We start from the raw sequence: 25,183 nt of genomic DNA, 5'->3' as shown, positions 1-25,183 counted from the left end.
CAGTCAAATCCTGCCTTTAAAGAAACAATTGAAAGTCTATATAAACAATTGATGTTTGTCTGGCATTTATCTGATTTAATATGGTCAAATGGTAACGTGAATTTTTTAATCACGGCAATAGATGTTTCATGGCGAGAACCGAATTAATTGATTCAACAGAAAGTACATTGAAAAGTATATGTATCTTAATAAATTTGGGGAATTTTAGTGATATTAATGTGTTGGTTAGAAAATTTAGAGACGATTTATTTTTATAAAACCGGGTTTGATTACAGCTGGCGATTATATAGATGTATTAGACTTAGGTGTTCAACCAGAAACAGATAGCCAATATTTTGTATCACCTTCTGTTCAAGCTTACCTTGATGAACATATTGTAAATCTTAATCCAGAGATAAAGGAATTTATTAAAAAGATAATGTATATACGGATATTAAATAATGTTTGAATAATAACATTATAGTTGTGAGGGATATTGAATATGGGATTTCCAAATAAAGTTGAAGTACAAGCATTGACAGCATGTAAGAGGCACTGCTGCTTGTGTGAAAGGCATGTTAAAACGAAGATGGAGTTACATCACATTAAGCAAAAATCAAAAGGCGGAAAAGATACTTTTGAAAACTGTATTCCACTATGTTTAGAGTGTCATGCAGAAGTTGGTTTTTATAATAATGAACATCCTAAAGGAAAGAAGTACTCTGAAAACGAATTAAAGAAAAGAAGAGATGATTTTTATCGAAGAATAGAAGATGGTTTTATGAATATAGAAACCTTAAGCGAAATTGACTATGAGAAATTTATAAGTTTTAAAGCAGATGTTATTGATATATTAGAAGAAATAATTGATACAGATTTTGCTGCAGAACCATTTCGTTTTAGTCTAACAGATGAAGTTATGGAAATAGTTGAAAAATGGCGGAAAAGAAGGAATTCTTTTGGGGATGTAAAAATTGAAAGTATAAAAGATAAATCAATACATCAATTAGAATGTTTAAACCGATATTTTCATGGAATAAATGATTATTTTCATTTAATTAATGGTGATACGCTAATATTTAATAATCATCCCTTAGAAAAATTAGAAGAGTTAAAAAGGGAGACGATCGCTATCAGGCATTCTTTAAACGAACTATTGAAGGAAATAGATAATTATTAAGGATTATATTTTGAACTTCCGAATAATTGAGTCTGAATGATAGTGTTAAAGTAAATATTTGATAATTCACAAGTTTTATTTAAGGTTAGTCAATTCTATTACATTTCTATATTTAAACTGTCCACCCTCAAAATTTACCACATGTGGAGACGGTGGCATGGATGTAGAAAGTAGAATAAGATGAATGTATCATGCCTTCGATTGATTCAATCGGGGGCTTTTTTTGCAAACAGCCGAAAGGGGAGTCGGAGATGAGGAAGATTATTGTTCTAGAACATTTGTCATTGGATGGTGTAATTCAAGCACCAGGTGGAAAAGAAGAGGACATGAGTGGGGATTTTATGCACGGTGGATGGACGGAGCCGTTTTCGAGTCAAGAGCTCGGGATTTGGATTCGGACGCAAATGAACAGTGAATTTGATTTGTTGCTCGGTCGAAAGACATATGATCAGTGGGCGAGTTATTGGCCGCATCACGATGATGTCTGGCCAGAAGTCAACCGTGCGATGAAGTATGTAGTTACGCGGCAATCACGGGATTCGCTTTGGGAATCAACGACGTTTCTGACAGAACCGGTCGAAGCGTTGAAACAAATCAAACAAGAAGATGGACCGGATTTGCACGTCTGGGGCAGCAGTGAACTCGTGCACACGTTACTCGCGAACGACCTCATCGATGAATACCGATTGATCATGTATCCGATTATCATCGGTTCCGGGAAGCGTCTTTTCCCGGACGGTAACATCTTACCACTTCAACTAGATGCGATTGAGCAACAGTTGATGCCGAACGGGGTCAGTATCGTCCGCTACGAACGCATTCAAAAAGATGGAGCGGAGCTATGAGAATCGAGCAGCACCTCGAGATGACCATTTCAGAATCGATGGATACGGAACTGATTGAGCTATTACAACATGCGTTTCCTTCCATTTATCCGAATCGCCGTTACTTCAAGCAACTTCCTCATCTCCGATTGATTGCGTATGAAGACGAACAAATCATCGGGCAAGTCGGGTTAGACTTTCGTGTGATGAATGTGGACGGGGAGCCGATTCACGTGCTTGGCATCATTGATTTATGTGTGAGGGAAGAAGTGCGAGGACGTGGAATCGGACGGGCGTTAATGGAAGAAATCATTGCCCTCGGAGAAGCGTACCCCGTCGACTTTCTGCTGTTATTCGCAGACCGACCTGACCTATACGAACGGATTGGATTTCACACTGTATCGAACACATGCATGTGGCTTCAAATTGATGACGAGAACCAGACGATACGCGGGATTGGTGAGGCATCATTTGACGAACTGATGGTCCGGTCGGTCGGGGATAAGAAATGGACGGAAGGGAAACTCGATTTGCTCGGATACTTATACTAGGAGGGTCTAGATGAATCTTGAACAAGTGACAGAAACTTATGAAGCGTATGAACAAAAAATTGGTGACCGGAAACGAGTATACGAAACGAGCGGAGAATTATGTGTTTCAGAAACGATTGAAAAAGGAGTGAATTCGAGACGAATTCACTCCTTTATTAGGAAAAGTGATCATTCACATGCCCAGCCGTCGTTGTCACGATCCATTTTAGGTTGATACGCTGGATGGTCGGAAGAAACACCACCTGGATAGGTCCCGCGTAAGTCTGTACAGTTTTGGAAGTTCTCAGAGGGTTGCGACGTTTGAGTATTCGATTCGGTCGATTCCGAAGCTTGTGCCTGTTGCTCAAGTTCATTTTTCATCTCTGCGATGGCAGCTGCAGCCTTTTCCTGTTCTTCTTTTCGAACTGATGCGACTTTCTCTTCTACTTGTTGTGCAGCCTCTTCTTTCACACGTTGTAACTCACTTTCAAATTCTTCACGTAATTTTGTTTCGGCCTCTTCAAGTCTTTGATTCGTTGATTCTCTAGCGTCTGTCAGTTGTTGCCGTAAGTCTTCGTTTTCAGATAAATAGGTATCCAGTTGATCTTGTAACTTTTCTTTTTCAGAATTGGCGGAACTCAATTTTTCCTCAATGAGCGATAAATCTTGCTCATATTGTTCCATTGAAATCGTCTCTTCGAAACTACATGAAGCTAATAGAAGAACTGATGAGAGGACTGCGAAAATGATGAAGAAGCGAGGGGAAAGTAGTGATTGCTGAACGTAATTGCTCAAAATAAAAGTTGTCACAATAAGTAAAATTATTAGGAATAGCCCGACTAACAAAATATTTTCCATACCATATCCTCCTTTCTCTTATCGACATCCAAAACAACCCACTTATTTATATTTATTTTACCAATTTTTAAATTGATAAACGGAATGAATGAAGTATGTTTTCAATTGATTATTGTTTTTTCAATTCATTGCTGATTATGGTTGATGTATGAGAAAGGTAAGAAGTGAATTTTCGCGAAGAAGATAGATACACAAAGGAGGGATTTGATGAAACAATATACGATTCGAAACCGTAACGTCCCGCTTTCCTTACATGATGCCGTCATCACAGAAGCGACCGTGATTGGTTCAACCATCCGTCTCGTGTTTGCGGATGGAATCCGAGATTTGTTTACGAAGGAAGCGGTGTGGACAGGACGTGCCACCGTGACGATTCCGAACATCGATTGGGACTCTTCTTCACTTACACGATTTGGTGAAACGACCTATTTGATGTGTCCAATCGAGCAACTCAGTCAGTTCGTCAAAAGTGGGCGGTTCGAGATTGTCGATGAGTTGTATGGTTATCGCCAGCTCTTATTCCGCTGCATGTGGTTGACTGATACGACGTGTGAAACGGTAGAACTGAGTCTGTCCCACGCAAGCGAGCTCGTCATTCGATGGGAAGACGAGCCTGTGGAAGAGATGTATGAATCTGAATCATTTTGAAGAAAGCGTCAGTCCTACGTGCTCAGCGACGGCTCTCGCCACATCCTGTTTTGATCGGTGGTTCGTGACAATTTTAGTTGCATGAATTTCAGATTGAAATGCGGATTGGCAGCGGTCGATTTGGGATTTGCCCCAGGAGTTAAACCATTCGAATCGTTTATTCAAGCGTCTGACGAGCGTTCGTCGATTCGCTTCAAGGATGAGATGGCGCACGTCAATCCCGTCTCGTTGAAGCCGCCCGATGATTTCGTCTACATACGTTGCGTTCACAAGTGTCATCGGAACGAGAATGACCCCATCAAAGGATGTGGCGATCTTCAACAGCATCTGATAGTTGAACTCCCGCCATTCCGGATGGTGCTGAAAATCAGGCTGTTGAAGACTTTTCGGCAATTGGTCCCGAATGAAAAAGCCGGCCTGTTCCGGGTCGTACAGAAATGCGTTCGGTAGCTGTTTCTCGAGTATCTTGGCACATGTCGTCTTGCCTGAACCGAAAGCGCCGTTGATCCATATAATCATTCCTTCTCCTCATTTCATTGTCATTGTTCCTTTATTATATCGAACAGTGTGGTGAAACAGTTGATACAATCCGACAGACATAATAGAATAGATGAGTGATTTTGTTGGACTGTATGGATGAAAGGAACTGATTTTACGATGAAAGAAAACTTTTGGCGCGACCTTCCGCGTCCATTCTTTATACTTGCCCCGATGGAAGATGTGACCGATGTCGTCTTCCGTCACGTCGTTGCTCATGCGGGGCGCCCAGATGTCTTCTTCACAGAATTCGCCAATTCGGATAGCTATTGCCACCCTGAAGGGAAAGGTAGCCTTCGTGGCCGTTTGACATTCACGGAAGATGAGCAGCCGATGGTCGCCCACATCTGGGGAGACAATCCGGAATATTTCCGTCAAATGAGTATCGGTATGGCCGAGATGGGTTATAAAGGACTCGATATCAATATGGGATGCCCGGTCCCGAACGTCGCAAAACGTGGGAAAGGGAGTGGCCTCATTCTCCGTCCGGAAGTCGCGGCTGAGCTCATTCAAGCAGCGAAAGCCGGCGGACTCCCGGTCAGCGTCAAGACGCGTCTCGGTTTCGCGAAGCTCGACGAGTGGCGCGACTGGTTGACGCATCTCTTGAAACAAGACATCGCCAACTTGTCGATTCACTTGCGCACGCGCAACGAGATGAGTAAAGTCGACGCTCATTGGGAAATGATTCCGGACATCGTGAAGCTTCGTGACGAGGTTGCACCGGATACGCTCATCACGATCAATGGGGACATCCTCGACCGTCAAATGGGCCTCGAACTTGTTGAGAAATACGGGGTCGATGGTGTCATGATCGGTCGCGGGATCTTCAAAAATCCGTTCGCGTTCGAGAAAGAACCACGCGAGCACTCGATGGAAGAGCATCTTGATCTATTGCGTCTGCAACTGGACCTTCAAGACAAATTCCAAGAGGACGTGCCGCGTTCGATTTCGAACTTGCACCGTTTCTTCAAGATTTATGTCAAAGGATTCCGTGGGGCGAGCGAGCTTCGTCATAATCTGATGGAAACAAAATCGACGGACGAGGTACGGGCGTTGCTCGACGCTTTCGTCGAGAAATATCACGAAGAAGAGGCGGCGCTTGCTGCTGAATAAGCGATGAGGTTCAGCGAAAGCTGGACCTTTTTCGTATAATGATTGGAAAGGAGTGAGGCGAATGTTCAACATACGAAAAGAAAGACCGGATGATGAGCGTCGCGTCGAAGCGATTGCGCGGGAAGCGTTTTGGAATTTATATTTCCCGGGATGTCATGAGCATTATGCGATTCATCAACTGCGAAAACATGAAGATTACTTACCTGAATTGTCATGGGTCATCGAGGTGGACGGAGAACTGGCCGGCGGGATTTTTTTACTCGAAGTCGAAAGTCGTAGACGGAGAAGGGTCGGTTGATACGATCACATTCGGTCCGGTTTTCATCGACCCGAAGTACCACCGACAAGGACTTGGCAGACATCTCATTACACATTCGATTGAACATGCAAAGTCGCTTGGCTATCGTGCGATCCTGACACTTGGCTATCCGTATCATTATGAGCCATATGGATTTGTAGGCGGGAAGCGATATGACATCGCAATGCCGGACGGACAGTATTATAAAGGACTGCTCGTGTTACCTTTATACGAAGGGGCGTTAGAGGGGGTTCGGGGTATGGCGGTATTCACAGAAGGTTTAGAAATGGAGGAAGCGGAAGTAGAGGTGTTCGACGCTACGTTTCCGAAGAAGCAGAAAGAAGTGCTTCCGAGTCAACGGGAGTATGAGTTCGCTTCGACTGAGCTGGATGAATCATAAAGAAATGCCAAGGAATCATTTCCTTGGCATTTTCTCTTGTTTCTTACCTAAATAAAGGATATTTTGGATATATCGGCTGTTACTACATATTAGGAAATATGCGACAAGATTGTTAAGAACACAAGCATTGAATTCGTTTTGACATAAAGGGCTAATGATTGTGGATGTGGATGGAAGAACTGAAGTCGGAAGATTGAACGGATCGGTAAGGAGGAGCAAGATGGATTCACGAGAATGGAAGGACTGTATCATTTGTTTTGGGTTGATTGCGGGGACGACACTCGGTGTAATTCTCTCGTTCTTCTTCAATATACAGCTGACATATGGTATTGCGAGCGGAGCGATGGTTGGCTACTTCGGCGGGCTTGCCGTATCGATTTGGAAAAAATGATAGATCATCGTTTAAATACCTCGTCGCTATGACGAGTTTTTTTTAGCTTGTTGTGACGAATGACCTTGTATCGGGATCTATATAAGTGAGGAGCAAGGGAAAGGGGGGAAATAGATGGATGACCAGGTCATCATCGATTGGTACTGGGAACGATCCGAATATGCGATTGTCGCCACAAAGAAGAAATACGGAAGCTATTGTCGTCGTGTCTCCTATAATATCCTACAAAATCACGAAGATACGGAAGAGTGTTTAAACGACTTATACATGAAAGTGTGGGAGTCGATCCCGCCGACGCGTCCGTTTCGACTTGGGGCGTATTTGACAAAGATTGTACGAAATCTCGCACTGCAGCGCTATAAGAAGAATCATGCGAAAAAACGGGGTGGTGGAGAAGTGCCGCTCGTCTATGAAGAATTGGAACATGTCCTCACGGAATCGATGAAGGACGAAGAGGTCGTCGACCTGATGAATGCATTTCTTTCAGACCTTCCTCGACAGACAAGATCGATGTTCATGCAACGCTATTTTTACCTTCACTCCATTCAAGAAATTGCGAAAAACCATCAACTTGGGGAGAGTCATGTCAAAATGACGCTGAAGCGAACACGTGATGCTTTACAGCGTGTACTCCAATCAGAAGGGATTCAAGTATGAATCACGAAAAATTACAGAATTTCCGAGCGGGAAAGCCCACTCCTTTAGGGGTGGGATGAAAGCTCGGCAGGATGCGGAGTGTCAGTAAAGAATCCGAAGGTTTTGGCGCTTCAAGTATCTGGAAATCTTCTTGTTGCAGTTTGTTGGTTAAACTGACACGATATTAATATGGAAACCAACTATAGAAGAACTCATACTACTGTTTCTCTAATCAATTATCACTTTGTTTTCTGTCCTCGATACAGAAGAAAGATATTCCTTCGTAACGATGTAGAAATACGTTTCAAAGGTTTGATGTCCGAAATATGCGAAGAACTGAATATCAAAATTATAGCCTTGGAATGCGATACAGATCATACGCATATGTTCCTTAACGCCCCTCCAACACTGAGTCCTGCTGACATCATGGCAAAAATAAAGGGAGTAACGTCTAAAAAGTTAAGAGAAGAATTTCCTCATCTTCAACATTTGCCGAGTCTCTGGACACGATCCTATTTCGTCTCCACCGCTGGAAATGTATCGAGCGAAACGATTAAACGTTATGTCGGACAACAAAAAACAAGGGGGTGACACCGTGTCTCAGACGCTGACAGTTAACATTAAACTGAAGCCGACAAAAGAACAGGAAGTTGTTTTAAAAAGCATGGCAGAAACATATATCGAGACGGTCAATCAACTTATCTCTGATATGGTGGATGCTAAAGCGATGCTCAAATTGACAAGTAAAAGTGTTTGCGCTCATTTGCCTAGTGCCGTCAAGAATCAGATAATTAAAGACGCCCAAAGCGTATTTAAAAAAGCGAAGAAATCGAAATATGAAATAGTCCCAATCCTAAAGAAACCTTACTGCACATGGAACAATCAGAACTATTCGTTTGACTTCGAGTCAATCTCTCTTCCTATCATGGTAGATGGAAAAGCAAAGAAAACACCAATTAGAGCAGAAATGGTCGACAAACACAATCGCACCTTCTCGCTTCTTAATAACAAGTTGGGTGCGGTGCGCATTACGAAAAAGTCTAATAAGTGGATTGCCCAAATCGCCGTTACAATCCTCACAATCGAAAAGACGGGCTCAAGGATCCTTGGTGTGGATTTAGGCTTGAAAGTCCCGGCGGTCGCATCGACTGATTGCGATAAGGTAAGATTCTTTGGGAACGGTCGTGAAAACAAGTACATGAGACGCAAGTTTCGTGCGAAACGGAAAGAACTCGGTCAAAAGAAGAAGCTGAACGCAATCAAGGAACTGAACAACAAGGAGCAGCGTTGGATGAAAGACAAGGATCACAAGGTAAGCCGTGAGATCGTCGACTTCGCAAAAGAGAACAATATTTCTGTCATTCGCCTAGAGAAGCTAGCGAATATCCGGCAGACGGCAAGAACAAGCCGTAAAAACAATAAGAATCTGCATACATGGTCGTTCTATCGCTTGGCATTATTTATCGAGTACAAGGCGAAACTAGAAGGAATCAAGGTTGAATATGTCAATCCTGCATATACATCTCAAACATGCCCTTCTTGCGGGAGTCGGAATAAAGCGAAAGACCGTACCTATTCGTGCTCTTGCGGATTTAATAAACATCGAGATTTAGTTGGTGCGATGAATATCCGATACGCACCTGTGGTTGATGGTAAAAGTCAATCAGCCTGAGAATCTATATGATCTGTCTCAGGAGGGGTGATGGCACACCCTCATCTGGAGGTTTGAGCAAAACAGAAATGGACTGCGCTCGCACAAGCACTTCAGAATCCCACTCATCCCGAAGGGTGAGCTTGCGGCTTTAGCCGTGGGAGTGTCAATTCAACTACTAGGTGAAGTGGATGACCGCCATATAGAGGAATCCATGGTGATAGAGCGAAGACCTTATCAACGACTCAAATGGGGGGCAGGAGTGGTACTCGCCGTCGCTGCGGGATTCATGCTCTTCACATCGAATATTTGGAATGAACGTATTCCGTTATCCACGGATTCAACGGCAAACTCGGTTCACATCATCGATGAATCAGAAATAAGGCAAGGTACTTCCCAAGAAAACGTGATGGACATGACAGAAGATGAACTTTTTTCGCGGTGGAATCCGGTCGTAGTCAAAGGAACGGTCGAGAACATCCGGCATATCGAGATTGATTTTAACGGAGAGCTCGAATATCAGTCGCTTCTCACCATACAAGTGTCAGATGTGTATCATGGCGATGTGCAAACTGGACAAGAACTGGTCGTTCGTGCAGATGCAATCGGAAGAGCGGAACAGGAAGAGCATACTGACGTCATCTCACACGTGCATCAAGGGATGGAGGGCATCTTTACGCCGATTCCATATGATGACGAATTCATCTGGGAACAAAACGGAGAGACGCTTCGACTGAGAGATATTGCGGATTACGGTTTTCCGGACGGGGAACGTTATCTGTTTTTAGATACTCCGAGCGGACTGCTATTTGAACGGGACGCCTATCCGTCGTTACAAGATATGAACTCTTTAGATGAAATAGAACGTTGGATGATCTCACGATTTAAAGCATCAGAATAATCTACATCTCATATTATTAGGAGGGCGAACGATATGGAACGTACAATCACCGTAAAAGGAACAGGGAATGTCTCATCTCGACCAGATTTGATTGTGATTCACATGGACCTCGTCTCAAAAGCACCGCGTTACGAAGAGACGATGACAGAGGCAGCAAACGCGGTATCACAGCTCCAAAAGGCGATCGTGCGTGCTGGATTTGAGAAGGCGGACTTGAAAACGAGTGACTTTTCCATCGATACGGAGTATGAGCGGTATCAAGATAAACATAATAATTATCGGTCGCGCTTTGTAGGTTATGTGTGTAAACAGAAGACGAAACTCGAGTTCCCACTCGACACGTCCAGACTATCGGACGCGATTGAACAAATCAGTCAATCCCGAGCGAACCCGACACTCTCGATTCGCTTTACAATGAAAGACCCGAATGCGATTGAAGATCAGTTATTGGTCAACGCTGCAGAAAATGCGAAAAAACGGGCAACACTCCTCGCAAAAGGTGCAGGTGCAACGTTAGGAGACTTGCTACAGATTGACTACACGTGGGGAGAGATTCATGTCTTCTCACCTACGAACGTCCTCTATAGTCAGGAGATTGTCTATTCCGAATCACGGATGCCAGAAATCGAGCCTGATGATATCGATGTGAGCGATACGGCAACGTTCGTCTGGAGCCTCAAATGAGGCGACTAACCTTCCTGACTCTTTTCGCATTATCGATTGCATTTCCTGTGTCTGCGCTTTCCTGGGCGTATACATTTGTCGTGTTTGAACGAAATGTATATGAAGTGCTCGATACGACAATCGATGAGAATTCGCTCGGTGACGTGATCGGTGAAGTGGAAACAACGGTCAATGACGAGACAGGGCGTTATTACGGGAATGCTTCGAATGGATATCCGATTGGGACCGCGTACCGTGAAGTCGTCGGGGAGGCCGTTGAAGACGTCATTGCGGTTGAAGACGGTTCGAAATGGAAACGGGCGGAATACCGATTCAGGGCTCCCTACCACACGAGCGACTTTATTAAATTCTTCGGCTATGCCTTGCTCGTACTCGGTATTGTTCTGGTGAGTTGGACGCTCTTCAAGCGAAGTGCACTGTACAAAAAAGAAGCATGAACGAACGCTGAAATGGGAAGGGAGATAAAGAGAAGTTCGGTAAAGGGGGATTCACCATGAATATTTTGATTATCTTTGATTCCTTGTATGGGCATACAGAAAAGATTGCTCATGCGATGCAGGAAGAGCTGTCGAAAGAACATGAAGCGCGTATGGAACATGTGTTGAATATTGGGCTCGGCGACTTGGCTCATGTCGATCTTGTCGTCATCGGCTCACCAACGCATGGCGGGTATGAGACGGAGGACATTAAAGTGTTTTTAGACGGAATCTCAGACAACGCGCTTCGCGGGAAGCGGACGGCCGCGTTTGATACAAGTGTCGTCAAAGAAAAACAAAATCCGATTCTCGGTAAAATCATCGACTGGTTCGGTCATGCGGTGAACCGCGTCGAAGGGGAAATGATTGAAAAAGGCGCAACGAACGTCCGAAAAGAATCATTTTTGGTTGATGGGGAGACGGAAATGTTGAAAGCAGGCGAACTTGAACGTGCGAAAGCATGGGCGCGGGAGTTGGTCGGATAATACATTGGAACGCATTCTGCGAGCAGAGTGCGTTTTTTTAGTTGAATCAGACGAGAAGGCTGAAAAAGCGGGTAAATATTAGTATTCAACTCTTTAGAAAGGGAGCTGGTTGTGATGAAAAAAATGGAACGGGATGTGTTCGTCGGATGGGTGGTCGTCTTGCTCGTTATTTTGGTGCACTTCCTCATCACTGTCTCTCTCGGAAACGCCTATTTTGCCGAGTCCTCACTCAACCGAATGTTATGGTTCTCGAGTTTTCCTGCATTTTTAATTGCTTTCGTCGCAGCCTTTTTCCAAAAAACGAACACGATTCTTCTAGCGGTTCGCCGCGGATTATTATGGACCGTTGAGTTGATTGTCGCGTTCACGGTTCTCGCCTGGGTGTTTCGGTCGTTTGAAGGATTGTATGCGAATGCGGGTCTCTATTGGTTGTTCGGTGCCGTCTTGATTGGTCCGATTTTCTATGTGATGGCTTTCCGACGGCAACATACGAAACGAATCCGAACGCCTTGACAGCAAACGTCTTCTTTTACAGAAGGCGTTTTTAGATTGCACTAGGATGGGAATGGTGTAGAGAGAAAAGAATTGGAGGAGAGTGCGATGACCCAGTATTTTTCATCATCCTATGAAGAATCGCGAGAAAAGTTCAAACATTTATTATCTGAGGTGAAACGATATTATCCAAAAGCAGAGCTGTTAACGCACTCAATTGGGGACGAAAGCATCGACATCATCTTAGGGGAACCCAAACGAGAGCGGAAAGCGATCCTTCTCATGACGATTGGGGAACATGGGATCGAAGGATATGCGGGTGCTGCGGTGACGCATCAATTTGTGCAAACGCAATTGCCTCATGTGCGACATGAGACGACAGGCATTTGTCTCATTCATGCCGTCAATCCTTGGGGAATGAAACACTTCCGACGGGTCAATGAGCATAATGTCGATTTGAACCGAAACTACGTCATTGACCGTGAATCGGTGCCGTATAACGTCAACCGTGAGTATGAACTGATGCGACATCTGTTCGTTCCAGACGGAGTGATTGACGACTACCATGAAGCGCGTGAACAAATTTATTCATTCCTCGGTTCTGGGATTAAGCTCGACGGATTCAAGGCGATGAGTGGGGCGAAAGGGATGGGGCAGTATCAATTCCCGAAAGGTGTGTACTATGGCGGAGACTCGGATGAACCATCCGCCATCTTCTTGAAAGGGATTCAACACGATTTACTCGAGCGTTATGAACGAGTCGTGCATATGGACTGGCATACGGCGCTCGGTCCGACAAACGAGGTGACGATGGTCATTAGTAAGCGGGACGGCCGAACCGAAGATGAGTTGAAACAAGCGTACGGCCTCGACAACGTCAACGTGTATGACCCGGACGAGGTGCTCGGGGACTCGACGAATCACTTTTACTACGTACGCGATACGGAATATCCAGACAAAGGACTCGTCTCCGCCTTATTCGAGTTTGGGACGTTCGGCACGTCGACGAAAGCCTCGATTCGAGAATTTCTGACAATCATTTTAGAAAATCGTCTCTATTTCGAAGGAACAAAAGATCCCGAAGCACGAAATGGAATTCAAAACGAATTCATGGCAATGTTCTATCCGGACGACCCGAGTTGGCGCGAAGCCGTGTTACGAGAAGGAGCGAAGGCCGTTGAAGGGTATTTAAAAGGGGAATCGCTCTGGCGTGACACATGAGAAGGTTTTTAGGATTCGGAAACGGGAACAAGTAGGTTGTGAGTATTTACGATTAATCAAAACTATGGAGGTTGGATGATGGGATATATTACAGCACATGATGGTACGAATTTATACGTGGAGGATGTCGGTTCTGGGGAGCCGATCGTCTTCTTACACGGTTGGCCTGCGAACAACAACATGTTCGAATATCAGAAGAATGCGTTAATCGAAGCCGGCTATCGCTATATCGGAATCGACTTCAGAGGGTACGGGAAATCGGATGCACCGGCGACAGGGTATGACTATGAGACGATGGCATCTGATGTGCATATGGTCGTTTACGGGCTTGGCTTAAAAGACTTCACGCTCGTTGGTTTTTCAATGGGTGGTGCGATCGCAGTCCGCTACGCAGCCGACTATAAAGAGGATGGACTCAAAAAGTTAGTCTTAGCGGGAGCGGCAGCACCGATTTTCACACAACGTTCAGACTATCCATACGGCATGACAACGGAAGAAGTCGACGCGTTGATTGAAGATACGCGAGCCGACCGACCGAAAATGCTCGAAGGGTTCGGAGAAATCTTCTTTGAGAAAGAACATTCGAAACCGATGCAGAATTGGTTCCACCATCTCGCACTCGTGGCCTCGAGTCACGGAACGATTGCCTCGGCACAGGCACTCCGGGACGAAGATTTGCGCGATGCTTTGCCGAAGATTGACGTAGAGACGTTAATTATTCACGGCGTACATGATAAAATCTGTCCATTTGAGTTTGCAGAACAGATGGAGCAAGGCATTTCGAACGCTCGGATTGAGCGTTTCGAAGAGAGCGGACACGGCACCGTGCTCGATGAACGAGAGAAATTTAACGATACACTGTTGCAGTTTGTTCAATAATTTATGGGCTCCTAAAGGGGCCCTTTTGTATGTCTGGATGGATAAGAACCAACTAAAACGGGTATAAATCAATTGGAGTTCCCTTCCAATTCTTTTGAATCACCGAAACATCGCTGTGACCAGGATCACGATGTTTTTTTGTGTCGTTTAGGAGAAAGGGGATGATTACAGATAGGAACATGGATTTAGTTCAACCTGTCCTACCATTCATGGTACAATAACGGGGTGGATTAACAGATTGAGGAGAGATTTAAATGAACATCGCTTTCTTTTTATATCCGAAAGAAGACGTCAAATATTTGGACCCCGAATCAACGGTACGACAAGCGCTGGAAAAGATGAAACATCATCGATTCACGTCTGTCCCACTCGTTTCGGAGAATGGATTTTACGCCGGAACGATGACAGAGGGGGATTTGCTCTGGGCACTCGCAGAACAGCTTCGTGGGGAAGAAGACTATGAAAAAGTGCTCCGGACACGTCTAAAAGATATCAAGCAACGCGTTCGCTATAAGCCGGTATCGATTACGGCTCAAATCGAAGAGCTCGTCGATGCGATCACGGATCAAAACTTCGTGCCGGTCGTCGATGACGGCAAATATTTCATCGGTATCATCCGACGCCGTGACATCATCGAGTATTACTCGACAAAGTTGAAACAACTCGAGAATGAAGTCCGATAATGAACAAGCCAGAACCGACTCTTGGTTCTGGCTTGTTTTATGTTTCTTTCTGCTTTGTTTTCAAAAACGGAAGTGGGGCAATCATTGCGATGAAGTAAATCAAGGTGATGACGAGTAAGAGTATGATTGCCGGCAAATATGGGGCAATCAATGGAATGACAAGCAAGGCAGCTAGCATCGAAAGTCGCTTCCACGACACATTGAAGAACAGACGGTTGAAGTAAATGACACCATATCCAAACAAGACAATGGCGACATACAGTGTGATGCGATGTGCCAAATCGAGCGTCTGCATCGGGTCGTGCACGATGGTGATCTTGACGACGGCAAGTAAGATGATACCGAGGAACATCGAGAGGTGTGACCAATAGAACCCCGCCTTGGCGATCTGATCCCGTTTATCCGTGTGCATTTCTTGAAAACGACTTTCTCTTGTTTCATCGTCTTTCACATAGGAATACCAAAGCAGAACGGTCAGCGTCAGCGCAAGAATCATCGTCAAGACGACATCAGAAGTCAAATCTTCATCAATCGCGGCGCGACCGGTCGACGCAATCGTTTCGCCAAGGGCGATGACGAGGATGAGGTAATGTCGCTCAAGGAAGTGCCAGGACGACACTTCGAACTGCCCTCTGTTTTTCTGTACAAGAGGACCTAATACGGCGACGATCGCGACAATCCCCCATACAATCAGGCGTACGTTCCCTTCAAACAGTGAAGCAACGAGGATGATGATGCTAAATGATACGTTGTACGGTACGATGGCGAGCATCGCTTTTTTCGTATCATCATTACTGTGCAACAAGAATAGCGTCGAATGTACGGCGACAATCACTAAAAAACCAAGTCCGAAGATGAAGCCATCTTGATCATAGGCTTTTGGGATGGCGACGGAAATCAGCATAAATCCAATCATCCCGAGCATCATGAAGATTTGATGGTTTCTTCTTGTCAGTTTGGTCGTATTCGTCAACCAAATATACCCTTCGAAGATATACCAAATGAGGGCCATAAGGACGAAAACCTCTAAAAACGTATGAAATGTCAGATGATGCTCGAGCTTCAACGTAAGTTGAATGAATGTAAACACAAATACTAAATCAAAAAACAGTTCAATCTTTTCTACCTTTTCATGATGAGAGGGCATGGGAGAACTCCTTTTCATAGATTCATTGTTATTTACCCGTCCATTTCACAAAAAACCCTTCATTTCAAAAATGAAGGGCAAATATCAAGTAAGGGGTGGAAAATGGGGAAGTACATATTTTCCTAATTCATCGATGACTTCTTCGGCCGGACGTTCTCCGTCGAAGAGGGCGAAGAACAGATGATTCACTCCAATCGCACGATACGCTTCGAGCAATTTAATCAAATGGTTGCGACCGATTCGGAAACCGAGTCGAATCGGTGTCGGTGGCTCATCTGGGTCAAGCGTCAAATCAAGATGCATCGGCATCGAGAACGGACGGAATGTGCGACCGTGCGCCTCACCGCTCGCGCGCCACGCGTCGAGCACTTGTTGTTGTGCGAAAGGTGCTTGCGGATAATACATCCACCCGTCCCCATTCGCCCCAAGCCAGTCCATGTCTTGTTGCGCGAACCCGGTGATCATCGTCGGGATCCGTTTTTTCGGACGTGGCACAAGCGTAGCCTGTTCGACTTCCCCATACGGTGAGTCAATGGTTGGGTAGTTGTTGTAAAGCGCCTGCTCCATGACACGAAGCGACTCTTTGAATTGGTCGCCACGTGTCGGGTGATCGACTCCGAGCCCTTTGAAATCGGCACGACGGTCACCTGAAGAGATGCCTAAAATCAATCGTTCTGGGAACAACGATTCAATTGTTGCGACTTCCTTCGCCGAACGAAGGGGATGACGGAGTGGCAAGACGAGTGCAGACGTACCGAGTGCGATGTTTTTCGTTTGACCGAGTAAATGTGTTCCGTAAATCAGCATGTCGTAAATCTGACCGACGGCAGGGTCTAGGAAATTCGGGTCTTTTAATAAGACGTCCCGTAGCCATAACGCTGTGAAGCCGTAGTCGTCGGCCTTTTGGGCAAGTTCGACTTGGCGTTCGAGAGTCGGGGTACGCATCTTGAAATTTTCTAAAGGGATGTGGAGGCCGAACGTGAGCTCGCCCTCCCGGTACATCCGATTGTAGCTTTTGTGATTGTTGAACATGAGGTCCTCCTTAGTTTGCTTCCAAACGACGTGAGATGGCTGTCAAGATGACGGCGATGATGACCATGATGCCACCGACCCAAGGGGTATGCACAAGTCCGATTGAATCTGCGACGATTCCACCGATTGTTGCACCTAAGGCAATCCCGATGTTGAAGGCAGCGATGTTGAGCGCTGATGCGACATCGACAGCGGCAGGTACATATTTTTCAGCCAATTGTACGATATACAGTTGAAGTCCAGGCACGTTCATGAAGGCGAGGAGACCCATCAAGACGATTGCGATGAGACCGGCCACTTTGAATGGAATCATGAACGACATGATGATCATGACTGCCGCGTGAACGATAAACATATAGAACAATGCTTTTGCTGGATTTTCGTTTGCGAGCTTTCCGCCGATCGCGTTTCCAATGGCGACTGCGATTCCGTAAACGAGTAAGACGACACTGATTAAACTAGGACTGATTTTTGTCACGTCTTGCATGATTGGTGTCAAGTACGTGAAGGCGACGAACGTTCCGCCGTAACCGAGTGCTGTGATCAAGAATCCGAGCATGAGACGACCATTCGTGAGCAATTTCTTCATATCTGAGAACTTCGCTGGTGGTGACTGTTTCAAATCTTTCGGAATCAAAAAGAAGCTTGCGATGATTGAAACGACACCAAGTGCTGCGACAGCGAAGAATGTTGCACGCCATCCGAACGCTTGACCGATGAAAGTACCGAGTGGGACACCTGTGACGGTCGCGACGGTTAAACCTGTAAACATAAGTGCGATGGCACTCGCTTTTTTATGCGGTGGTACAAGTTGAACGGCAATCGTTGCCCCGATGGAGAAGAAGACACCGTGCGAGAACGCGGTGATAAATCGGGCGACAATTAAGAGTTCAAAACTAGTCGACATGGCAGAGACCAAGTTTCCGCCGATGAAGACGACCATGAGCGCCATGAGTAACGTTTTGCGGTTCATTCGGTTTGTGAGTGCAGTCAAAATTGGTGCACCGACAGCTACGCCAATCGCGTAACCCGAGATAATGAGACCAGCGAGTGTGATGCCGATGTTTAAATCACTTGCGATTGAAGCGAGAAGACCGACCGGGACGAACTCAGTCGTTCCGATTCCGAAAGCGCTGATCGCGAGGGCGAGTAATGCTAACCCTCCATTTTTAGGTGCCTGTTCTTCGACAGGTTGCGTGTACGGTTGATTCATGAATAGTTCCTCCTAAAGTAAATGAATAGTGTGGAAGACGAGGGCCCGTCGTCTCCGGATAGCAAAGACATTTCTCTTTCCTCTATTGTTCAGTACGGTCGAAAAAGTACCTTACCGTCTCAAGAGGGTGTTACGAGCGAAATGAACTTGTATGGATTTGCTATAGTTGCTATCATAAGTGCATGAAAACTGTTTGAGAAGTACGTACTTTTTAGTGCGGTAGGCACCAAAAAGTGCCTATGGAAGAACTGGAGGAAACGATATGCCATATAACATTCCGGTCGAAGCGACACTTGATGTGATCGGCGGCAAATGGAAAGTCGTCATCATGTGTCATTTGATTAAAGGAGAGCGACGGACGAGTGAGCTTCGTAAGCTCATGCCGAACATCACCCAAAAGATGCTCACCCAACAATTGCGTGAGCTTGAAGCGGACGGGGTTGTCGTGCGTACGGTGTACGAGCAAGTGCCGCCGAAAGTCATCTACTCGCTCTCAGAGTATGGATGGTCACTAAAACCAATCCTAGACGCCATGTGCGCTTGGGGTGAGTGTCACATCGATCAGACAGGAGACGAGGTCATCTCCTAACATTCACGGTCGTCCATGATGGACGACCGTTTTTTGTACATTAAAGTCGGGTACAGGGACAGAGACAAGGAGGGACTTAGGATGGACTTGAAAACTTATATGTTTACAGATGACGGATTCATTCCGAATCATCCGGATTATCCAGCGCTCCTCTATCGTGGTGTCTTTGATGATCCGAGCGGGATGCAGGAGACGTTCGCTCATAACGAATGGACGAACAGCTGGGTGAACGGGGTGTTCGACTATCATCACTATCACAGCAACACGCACGAAGTATTGGGGGTATTGAACGGCGAAGCGACGCTTCAACTCGGAGGGACGAACGGTGATCTCGTACGCGTACGTGCGGGGGACGTGCTCGTCTTACCGGCAGGGACCGGACATCGTCGTATCGAAGCGAGTTCAGACTTCCAAGTCGTCGGGGCATATCCGGACGGTCGTGACTATGACACGTTGACCGGGAAGACGGAAGAACGCCCAGACAATTTAAAACGCATTGAACAAGTCGAGAAGCCGATGTTTGACCCTGTCTTCGGGACGACGGGACCATTACATGAAGCTTGGACAAAGGAGGAAACGTTATGAATCAACGACTACCACATTCTTTATTACTCGCGGCGTTAAAACAAAACGTCGTCGAATTGAAAGACGGACGCGAGATGCGGGCACTCGGGCAAGGCACATGGCGCATGGGAGAAGAGAAATCGAAGCATGACGCTGAAGTGGAGGCACTTCGGACAGGACTTGACTGCGGACTCCATGTCATCGACACGGCGGAGATGTACGGCGAAGGGGAATCCGAAAAACTGGTCGGTGAAGCCATCCAAGATCGACGAGAAGAGGTGTTCCTCGTCTCGAAAGTCTATCCATACAATGCGTACGGAGAAAAACTCGTCAAAGCATGCGATGAGTCGCTCGAACGACTCGGGACCGACTATCTCGACCTCTACTTACTCCACTGGCGAGGCGATGCCCCGCTCGAGGAGACGATTCAAGGGATGGAGCAGCTGAAAGCAGACGGCAAGATTCGGGCGTGGGGCGTCTCAAACTTCGACGTCGAGGATATGAAAGAACTTCTTGCCTTGCCGAACGGTCACAACTGTGCGGTCAACCAAGTGCTCTATCATCTCGGTAGTCGAGGAATCGAGTATGATCTGATTCCTTATTTGAAAGAACAAGGAATTCCGGTCATGGCGTACGCACCGCTCGCAGAAGGGAGTGACGTGAAAAAAGACGTCTTTGAAAACGAGACGGTCAATCGACTCGCGGAGACGTATAGCGCCTCGGTCGCGCAAATTTTACTGGCTTGGACGATTCGGAGTGGACACGTCATCGCCATCCCGAAAGCCGGGCAGGCTGAGCACGTCGAGGAGAATGCGGCAGCGCTCTTACTCGATTTGAGTGAGGAAGATATTGCGGCGCTCGATGAGGCGTTCCCGCCACCGACGACGAAACAACCGTTAGATGTCATTTGACGAGAGGAGCTGGACCAATCAATCGGTCCAGTTTTTCTTTTGTCGAAATCGATTGTCTTTTTCGTGTTGCGGGTAAATAAAGGAAGGATTTGCTTGTGTAGACGAGACTGATACGACAAGGGAGCTGAATTCAGAATGGAACAGACGTATACCGCCGAAGAATTCAAAGACAAGATGTACACGAATTTGAAAGTACGACCAAGTGATTCTGTTATCCTCATGTGCTCCATCTTCATCGCTTCAATCGGACTGAATATGAACTCGATTCCGATCATTATCGGGGCAATGTTAATTTCGCCGCTCATGACTCCAATCTTGAGTATCGGTCTCGCCTTGTCGCTCTATGATATGAAGCTGCTTCGGGCAGGTGTACGTCTGCTCCTTGTTCAAGTCGCGGTCAGTCTCACCGTCGCGACAATCTATTTCGCCATTTCACCGATTACGTATGCGAGTAATGAAATCATTGCCCGGACCGAGCCGACGATTTGGGACGTCATTATCGCCTTCGCCGGGGGGACGGCCGGAATCATCGGGGCACAAAAGAAGATGAGCAACAACATCGTCCCGGGTGTAGCCATCGCGACCGCCTTGATGCCCCCGCTCTGTACTGTGGGATATTCGATTGCGACGTGGAACGTTGACTACTTGATCGGATCGAGCTATCTGTTCGTCATCAACTGTGCGTTCATCGCCATCGCCACGTTCATCGGGGTCAAGTTCATGGGCATCTCACAAGTGTTGACGAAACAAGACGCCAACCATAAAAAAATCAATCGACTCCTCATCGGGTTGTCTGTCCTCATCGTCGTGCCAAGTATCTTTTCGGCCGCGACACTCGTACAAGACAGCATCGTCCGGACAGGGATCAACAACTTCATCGAAGAAGAGTTTTCAGACGCCATCATTATCAGTCAAGACTACGAAGAGGATAAGGACCTCCTCCTCGTGACGACGACAGGGAAACGGCTGACCAATGAAGAACTTGCGGAGATCGAATCCCGATTGCCGGACTACGGACTACATGCCATCGAATTGTCGGTGACACAGGTCCCGGATTTGAACGGGTTATCTGGTGAACAGGCAGCACGCATTTTACAAGACTATCTCGAAAGTCGGTTGCAACAGTTCAACTTGTTCGACAGTCGTCAAATCAATTTGGAGGACTTGCCGTTCGAACTGCAGAACGAAGTCAACCCAAACTAAAAGACCATCGATTTTTCGATGGTCTTACTCGTTAGTTTGCGAGCGGATGTTTTAAGAGATAGTCTTCAATCTGGTCGATCGTTTCTTTCAAGACGCCGTCTGCGAATGGCGATTTGAGGCCTGCCAGTTCGACGAGTTCGAGGAACGATCGGCTTCCGCCTGCCTGACAGAGCGTGAGGTAATCGCTCCATGCCGCTTCGCGGTCTTCATGCATGCGTACCCAGAACTGGAACGCACACACTTGTGCGAGCGTATAGTCGATATAGTAGAACGGGCTTTGGAAGATGTGCCCTTGTTGGTGCCACCATGCGCCTGATTCAAGATAGTCGTTCGTCTCATAATCACGATGCGGAAGATAGACCTTCTCCAAATCGCGCCATGCCTGACGTCGCTCAGCAGCTGTCATCTCTGGATTGCGGTAGACGACGTGTTGGAACTCATCGACGAGCACGCCGTATGGAAGGAACGTCATGCTGCCAGCCAAGTGGTTGAACTTGTACTTGTCGACTTGGTCGCCAAAAAAGAGCTCCATCCATGGCCAACAGAAGAACTCCATCGACATCGAATGGATCTCGCACGCCTCGTACGTCGGGAAGGCGTATTCCGGAGTCGTCAAATGACGGCTCTCATATACTTGGAACGCGTGACCGACTTCGTGTGTGAGGACGTCGATATCTCCGGCTGTGCCGTTAAAGTTCGAGAAGATGTACGGGAGACCTTCAGACGGTAAGTATGTGCAATATCCGCCGCCAGCCTTACCTGGTTTCGCCGTCAAATCGAGAGCGCCGCGCTCTTGCATGTATTGGAAGAACTCGTCCGTCTCGTTCGAGAGCTCATGATACATCTTGTTTCCACCTTCGATGATGAACGATTCGTCCCCTTGAGGTGTCGCGTTACCGTCTGGGAAAACGAACGACTCATCGTAATAGTAGAGGTGATCGACGTCGATTCGTTTCGCCTGCTTGTCTTTCAACGCAGAAGCGAGCGGGACGATCACGTCACGGACTTGTTTCCGGAAGTTGTCGACCATCGACTCGTCATACCCGACGCGTTGCATGCGTGCATAGCCGAGCTCGACGAATGAAGGGAATCCGAGCGCGTGGGCGATCTCTGTACGCACGCGTACGAGTTCACCGTAAATGCGGTCGAGCTCGTCACCGTTATCAGAAAGATATGTATAGCGGGCAACGGATGCGGCTTTTCGGACATCACGGTCAGGTGATTGAAGGTATGGACCGAACTGTGACAAGTTGAGCGTCTTGCCGTCAAATTCGATTTGTGCTGCTGACATGACTTTTTGATAGGACGTCGCGAGGCGGTTCTCTTCCTGCAGTTTCGGGATGAGTGACTCTTCGAACGTCTCGAGCGCACGCTCGGCGAGGGAGAACAGCTGGCTGCCCCATTCCGCTTCGAGTTCAGAACGAAGCTCGTGGTTCGTCAAGACGCGATAGTACGCTTGGATCTCTTTCTCATAGACCGGGAGAGCATCGTCAAAGAAAGATTGTTCTTCCTCGTAAAAAGTATCGCGCGTGTCGACCGAGTGTCGGATCGCGACAAGCTGACTTTGTGTCTCAAAGTCGTTACGTTCCTTGTTGATTTGGCGAATAAGTTCGTTCGCTTCCTCGAGTGTGCTCGCTTGCTGTAATTCGGCAGAATAGTCCGACAATCTGCTGTTCAAAGCGTCCAAGTCGGGCCGTTCATATGACAATTTTGTGAAAGTCGTCATTGTAAGCGCCTCCATCGTGTGAAATTTTTATAAAGTGTAAAAAGGGCTTGCAAAAGCGATTGCACACTCGTATTCTTACGATGTGTAAAACGATTTCGCACTACCTTATACCTACTATACCGTTTATAAGGTAGGGATTGAAGTTTTAGCTTTTCGGGTATAAAAGTGAAGACTTCGATTCAATAGAACATGTTGGAGGGATTAAGCTATGGGATTCTTTAAAAAACTATTTGGTGGTAAAGAAGAACAACTCAACGCGGTTTCACCGCTTACAGGAAAGGTCGTCGACATCACGAACGTACCGGACCAAGTATTCTCACAAAAAATGATGGGTGACGGAATTGCGATCGAGCCGACAGAAGGTAAAGTCGTCTCACCGGTCAGCGGAACAATCGCTACAGTATTCCCGACGAAACACGCGATCGGTATCAATGCCGACAACGGTGCAGAGTACTTGATCCACATCGGTTTGGATACGGTAAACCTTAAAGGTGAAGGCTTCGAGACACATGTTACAGAAGGTCAGTCTGTCAAAGCAGGCGACCCGCTCGTCACGTTCGACCTCGATTTCATCAAAGCGAACGCTCCGTCGACAATCACTCCGATCATTATCACGAACCATGACAGCTTCGGCGTGAACAAACTTGTCGCAGAAGGCGACACGGTGACAGCTGGATCTTCAGAAGTCGTCGAATTGACGAAGAAATAAGAGAACGATCAAAACTCGGGAGCTCACGCTTCCGAGTATTTTTTTGTGAATTCGGGAATTATAATAAAAGAGAGGAAAGGGGGAATTGAGATGGATGGTAAAAATGCACCGTATCGGGGATACGGGGACCGAATTCGGATATTACGAGAGCGGGCTGGATTGTCAATCGAGACACTTGCGGATCAAATCGGCGTGGCCCCATATTTTATTCGACGTACCGAACTGAGTGAGGTGTATCCGACGATGCCTTACATAGAGGCGCTCGCAGAAGCTCTGCGCATCGATTCGAATTATTTGGCACGCCACATTTGGACAGGGGAGTCACTCAAAGTATTGATGCGTGGGAAAGTCCCCGAACTCGAACAGATGAAGCTCGCCTATGAAGAAGCGATGCACGGGAAGTCCGTCGAAGAGATGCAGCGACAGCTTGAGGAGCGGATGCGCATCTTTGACTTGATGCATGAAGAGGAGTTGCAGCGCATCTTCGAAGAAGACGAAGAACCGACGACACACCATGCGCTTGAGGCACTCGTTGACGCGGTCCTCGACCTTGGACGGTCCCATGACACGAATCGGCACATCGTCCCGTTCGCCCGTTACGTGGAACGACTTGTACCCGATCAGTTCGCGGACAACTCCTTCCAGTATGCAGAGTACGGCGTCGTGGATAAATCATATAAATTGCAATAATCATAGAATAAAAAAATGACCAGGAGAATCATTTCTCCTGGTCATTTCCATTGATCAGCGCATCGGACGCGCTTCGTAGCGTACTTTCGGACGTGTGCCGGCAAGTAAGAAGCCGAGCACGATATTCAAGATTGTGAGCACCCATCCGACATACCCGAACGTGTAAGCGAGGCTCGCTAGCACTGTTTGCCAGTCGAGCAGAGCTGCTGCGTCGCCGCGGAATGTGAAGCGGATGACGGTGAAGCCAATGAGTGTCGTTGCAGTAATCATGATGCCGATCCATGCGCCACCGAAGCGAGACGTTTGTGGACGTCTGCTGACCGGATACCAAAACGCGAGCGTTCCGATAAACGTACTACCTGCATACGCAAGCAGGATTTGCCATAACGCATCCGCGTCTAAGAAGACGGTGTAACAGATGAACGTCGTGAGCGTCGTCATAAACGTAAAGATTAAGGCCGCGAGTAATCGTGATCGCATAGTTCGTTTTCCTCCTCATTTTGCACATTCTTTAGAGTAAACGAAAACGAATT

At 46.7% G+C, this 25,183-nt stretch carries 33 protein-coding genes; 26 read left to right on the top strand and 7 right to left on the bottom strand.

Annotation, left to right across the window (positions count from 1 at the left end):
• The first annotated feature begins 265 nt into the window (after positions 1-265).
• The 4 genes from KNO91_RS07965 to KNO91_RS07950 all read left to right on the top strand — a co-directional run bounded on the left by KNO91_RS07965 (position 266) and on the right by KNO91_RS07950 (position 2,534).
• The gene (locus tag KNO91_RS07965; RefSeq protein ID WP_214817371.1) at positions 266-448 is read left to right on the top strand and encodes a hypothetical protein; all 183 of its coding nucleotides are present in this window, start codon (positions 266-268) and stop codon (positions 446-448) included.
• A 33-nt stretch (positions 449-481) separates the two neighbouring features.
• Complete coding sequence (locus KNO91_RS07960; protein WP_256441818.1) at positions 482-1,159, top strand: HNH endonuclease; 678 nt, start codon at positions 482-484, stop codon at positions 1,157-1,159.
• A gap of 251 nt (positions 1,160-1,410) precedes the next feature.
• Positions 1,411-2,004: a dihydrofolate reductase family protein gene (locus tag KNO91_RS07955; protein WP_214793632.1), complete on the top strand. Its 594-nt coding sequence runs from the start codon at positions 1,411-1,413 to the stop codon at positions 2,002-2,004.
• On the top strand, positions 2,001-2,534 hold the full coding sequence (locus tag KNO91_RS07950) for a GNAT family N-acetyltransferase (protein WP_214817366.1): 534 nt from the start codon (positions 2,001-2,003) through the stop codon (positions 2,532-2,534). Before KNO91_RS07955 ends, KNO91_RS07950 begins: the two co-directional genes overlap by 4 nt.
• Before the next feature lie 168 nt (positions 2,535-2,702).
• Here the strand turns inward: KNO91_RS07950 and KNO91_RS07945 are convergent, their stop codons facing one another.
• Entirely contained in the window at positions 2,703-3,371 is a 669-nt protein-coding gene (locus tag KNO91_RS07945) for an excalibur calcium-binding domain-containing protein (RefSeq protein ID WP_214817364.1), read from the bottom strand.
• A 207-nt stretch (positions 3,372-3,578) separates the two neighbouring features.
• Here KNO91_RS07945 and KNO91_RS07940 point away from each other — a divergent pair, with 207 nt between their 5' ends.
• Positions 3,579-4,019 carry a hypothetical protein gene (locus KNO91_RS07940; RefSeq protein WP_214817361.1) on the top strand — a complete coding sequence of 147 codons (441 nt, stop codon included), beginning with the start codon at positions 3,579-3,581 and terminating at the stop codon, positions 4,017-4,019.
• On the opposite strand, the gene KNO91_RS07935 is transcribed toward KNO91_RS07940, so the two are convergent.
• Positions 4,011-4,538, bottom strand: coding sequence for an AAA family ATPase (locus KNO91_RS07935; RefSeq protein ID WP_214817357.1), 528 nt, complete (start codon positions 4,536-4,538; stop codon positions 4,011-4,013). The two genes, KNO91_RS07940 and KNO91_RS07935, sit on opposite strands and share 9 nt — an antisense overlap.
• A gap of 138 nt (positions 4,539-4,676) precedes the next feature.
• Here KNO91_RS07935 and KNO91_RS07930 point away from each other — a divergent pair, with 138 nt between their 5' ends.
• From KNO91_RS07930 to KNO91_RS07860, 15 genes are all read left to right on the top strand, one after another.
• Positions 4,677-5,669, top strand: a complete 993-nt coding sequence (locus tag KNO91_RS07930) for a tRNA dihydrouridine synthase (RefSeq protein ID WP_371816653.1) — start codon at positions 4,677-4,679, stop codon at positions 5,667-5,669.
• Between the two features lie 61 nt (positions 5,670-5,730).
• On the top strand, positions 5,731-5,967 hold the full coding sequence (locus tag KNO91_RS07925; protein WP_214817354.1) for a GNAT family N-acetyltransferase: 237 nt from the start codon (positions 5,731-5,733) through the stop codon (positions 5,965-5,967).
• Positions 5,858-6,367: a GNAT family N-acetyltransferase gene (locus KNO91_RS07920; protein ID WP_214817352.1), complete on the top strand. Its 510-nt coding sequence runs from the start codon at positions 5,858-5,860 to the stop codon at positions 6,365-6,367. Before KNO91_RS07925 ends, KNO91_RS07920 begins: the two co-directional genes overlap by 110 nt.
• A 220-nt stretch (positions 6,368-6,587) precedes the next feature.
• Positions 6,588-6,758: a hypothetical protein gene (locus tag KNO91_RS07915; protein ID WP_214817350.1), complete on the top strand. Its 171-nt coding sequence runs from the start codon at positions 6,588-6,590 to the stop codon at positions 6,756-6,758.
• 114 nt (positions 6,759-6,872) lie between these two features.
• Complete coding sequence (locus KNO91_RS07910; protein WP_214817348.1) at positions 6,873-7,415, top strand: RNA polymerase sigma factor; 543 nt, start codon at positions 6,873-6,875, stop codon at positions 7,413-7,415.
• A 168-nt stretch (positions 7,416-7,583) separates the two neighbouring features.
• Complete coding sequence (gene tnpA, locus KNO91_RS07905) at positions 7,584-7,985, top strand: IS200/IS605 family transposase (RefSeq protein WP_214794704.1); 402 nt, start codon at positions 7,584-7,586, stop codon at positions 7,983-7,985.
• Positions 7,986-7,989: 4 nt separating this feature from the next.
• On the top strand, positions 7,990-9,066 hold the full coding sequence (locus tag KNO91_RS07900; RefSeq protein ID WP_214817346.1) for an RNA-guided endonuclease InsQ/TnpB family protein: 1,077 nt from the start codon (positions 7,990-7,992) through the stop codon (positions 9,064-9,066).
• A gap of 196 nt (positions 9,067-9,262) precedes the next feature.
• On the top strand, positions 9,263-9,946 hold the full coding sequence (locus KNO91_RS07895; RefSeq protein WP_214817344.1) for a hypothetical protein: 684 nt from the start codon (positions 9,263-9,265) through the stop codon (positions 9,944-9,946).
• Positions 9,947-9,979: 33 nt separating this feature from the next.
• Positions 9,980-10,630 (top strand): SIMPL domain-containing protein, encoded by a 651-nt coding sequence (locus KNO91_RS07890; protein ID WP_214817342.1) that lies wholly within the window; start codon positions 9,980-9,982, stop codon positions 10,628-10,630.
• Between the two features lie 80 nt (positions 10,631-10,710).
• Entirely contained in the window at positions 10,711-11,067 is a 357-nt protein-coding gene (locus tag KNO91_RS07885; RefSeq protein WP_371816652.1) for a hypothetical protein, read from the top strand.
• Between the two features lie 56 nt (positions 11,068-11,123).
• Positions 11,124-11,591, top strand: a complete 468-nt coding sequence (locus KNO91_RS07880; protein WP_214793667.1) for a flavodoxin family protein — start codon at positions 11,124-11,126, stop codon at positions 11,589-11,591.
• Positions 11,592-11,705: 114 nt separating this feature from the next.
• A complete protein-coding gene (locus KNO91_RS07875) occupies positions 11,706-12,104 on the top strand; it encodes a hypothetical protein (protein ID WP_214817336.1) in 399 nt (132 codons plus the stop codon).
• Between the two features lie 87 nt (positions 12,105-12,191).
• The gene (locus tag KNO91_RS07870) at positions 12,192-13,304 is read left to right on the top strand and encodes a M14 family metallopeptidase (RefSeq protein ID WP_214817334.1); all 1,113 of its coding nucleotides are present in this window, start codon (positions 12,192-12,194) and stop codon (positions 13,302-13,304) included.
• Positions 13,305-13,379: 75 nt separating this feature from the next.
• The gene (locus KNO91_RS07865) at positions 13,380-14,183 is read left to right on the top strand and encodes an alpha/beta fold hydrolase (RefSeq protein WP_214793676.1); all 804 of its coding nucleotides are present in this window, start codon (positions 13,380-13,382) and stop codon (positions 14,181-14,183) included.
• A gap of 254 nt (positions 14,184-14,437) precedes the next feature.
• Positions 14,438-14,866 (top strand): CBS domain-containing protein, encoded by a 429-nt coding sequence (locus tag KNO91_RS07860; protein WP_012727014.1) that lies wholly within the window; start codon positions 14,438-14,440, stop codon positions 14,864-14,866.
• Between the two features lie 37 nt (positions 14,867-14,903).
• Here KNO91_RS07860 and KNO91_RS07855 read toward each other — a convergent pair whose 3' ends face one another.
• The 3 genes from KNO91_RS07855 to KNO91_RS07845 form a co-directional block, all read right to left on the bottom strand.
• The gene (locus tag KNO91_RS07855) at positions 14,904-16,013 is read right to left on the bottom strand and encodes a low temperature requirement protein A (RefSeq protein WP_251126575.1); all 1,110 of its coding nucleotides are present in this window, start codon (positions 16,011-16,013) and stop codon (positions 14,904-14,906) included.
• Between the two features lie 84 nt (positions 16,014-16,097).
• Positions 16,098-17,045: an LLM class oxidoreductase gene (locus tag KNO91_RS07850; RefSeq protein ID WP_214817329.1), complete on the bottom strand. Its 948-nt coding sequence runs from the start codon at positions 17,043-17,045 to the stop codon at positions 16,098-16,100.
• 10 nt (positions 17,046-17,055) lie between these two features.
• Positions 17,056-18,258, bottom strand: a complete 1,203-nt coding sequence (locus tag KNO91_RS07845) for an MFS transporter (RefSeq protein WP_214817327.1) — start codon at positions 18,256-18,258, stop codon at positions 17,056-17,058.
• Positions 18,259-18,520: 262 nt separating this feature from the next.
• Here KNO91_RS07845 and KNO91_RS07840 point away from each other — a divergent pair, with 262 nt between their 5' ends.
• From KNO91_RS07840 to KNO91_RS07825, 4 genes are all read left to right on the top strand, one after another.
• Positions 18,521-18,847: a winged helix-turn-helix transcriptional regulator gene (locus KNO91_RS07840; RefSeq protein WP_214793689.1), complete on the top strand. Its 327-nt coding sequence runs from the start codon at positions 18,521-18,523 to the stop codon at positions 18,845-18,847.
• Between the two features lie 81 nt (positions 18,848-18,928).
• Positions 18,929-19,432: a cupin domain-containing protein gene (locus KNO91_RS07835; protein ID WP_214817325.1), complete on the top strand. Its 504-nt coding sequence runs from the start codon at positions 18,929-18,931 to the stop codon at positions 19,430-19,432.
• Entirely contained in the window at positions 19,429-20,322 is an 894-nt protein-coding gene (locus tag KNO91_RS07830) for an aldo/keto reductase (protein ID WP_285800806.1), read from the top strand. Before KNO91_RS07835 ends, KNO91_RS07830 begins: the two co-directional genes overlap by 4 nt.
• Before the next feature lie 135 nt (positions 20,323-20,457).
• On the top strand, positions 20,458-21,525 hold the full coding sequence (locus KNO91_RS07825) for a DUF389 domain-containing protein (RefSeq protein WP_214793695.1): 1,068 nt from the start codon (positions 20,458-20,460) through the stop codon (positions 21,523-21,525).
• A 31-nt stretch (positions 21,526-21,556) separates the two neighbouring features.
• Here the strand turns inward: KNO91_RS07825 and KNO91_RS07820 are convergent, their stop codons facing one another.
• A complete protein-coding gene (locus tag KNO91_RS07820) occupies positions 21,557-23,251 on the bottom strand; it encodes a M3 family oligoendopeptidase (protein ID WP_214817323.1) in 1,695 nt (564 codons plus the stop codon).
• A 208-nt stretch (positions 23,252-23,459) separates the two neighbouring features.
• Here KNO91_RS07820 and KNO91_RS07815 point away from each other — a divergent pair, with 208 nt between their 5' ends.
• Complete coding sequence (locus tag KNO91_RS07815) at positions 23,460-23,960, top strand: PTS sugar transporter subunit IIA (RefSeq protein WP_012727005.1); 501 nt, start codon at positions 23,460-23,462, stop codon at positions 23,958-23,960.
• 90 nt (positions 23,961-24,050) lie between these two features.
• A complete protein-coding gene (locus KNO91_RS07810) occupies positions 24,051-24,650 on the top strand; it encodes a helix-turn-helix domain-containing protein (RefSeq protein WP_214786800.1) in 600 nt (199 codons plus the stop codon).
• A gap of 54 nt (positions 24,651-24,704) precedes the next feature.
• Here KNO91_RS07810 and KNO91_RS07805 read toward each other — a convergent pair whose 3' ends face one another.
• A complete protein-coding gene (locus tag KNO91_RS07805; RefSeq protein ID WP_214693732.1) occupies positions 24,705-25,130 on the bottom strand; it encodes a hypothetical protein in 426 nt (141 codons plus the stop codon).
• Positions 25,131-25,183: the final 53 nt, after the last annotated feature.

Origin of the sequence: Exiguobacterium sp. s59, assembly GCF_018617475.1 — a bacterium.
GTDB classification, from domain to species: Bacteria; Bacillota; Bacilli; order Exiguobacteriales; family Exiguobacteriaceae; genus Exiguobacterium; species Exiguobacterium aestuarii.
This window is presented reverse-complemented; position numbering and strand designations above follow the sequence as displayed.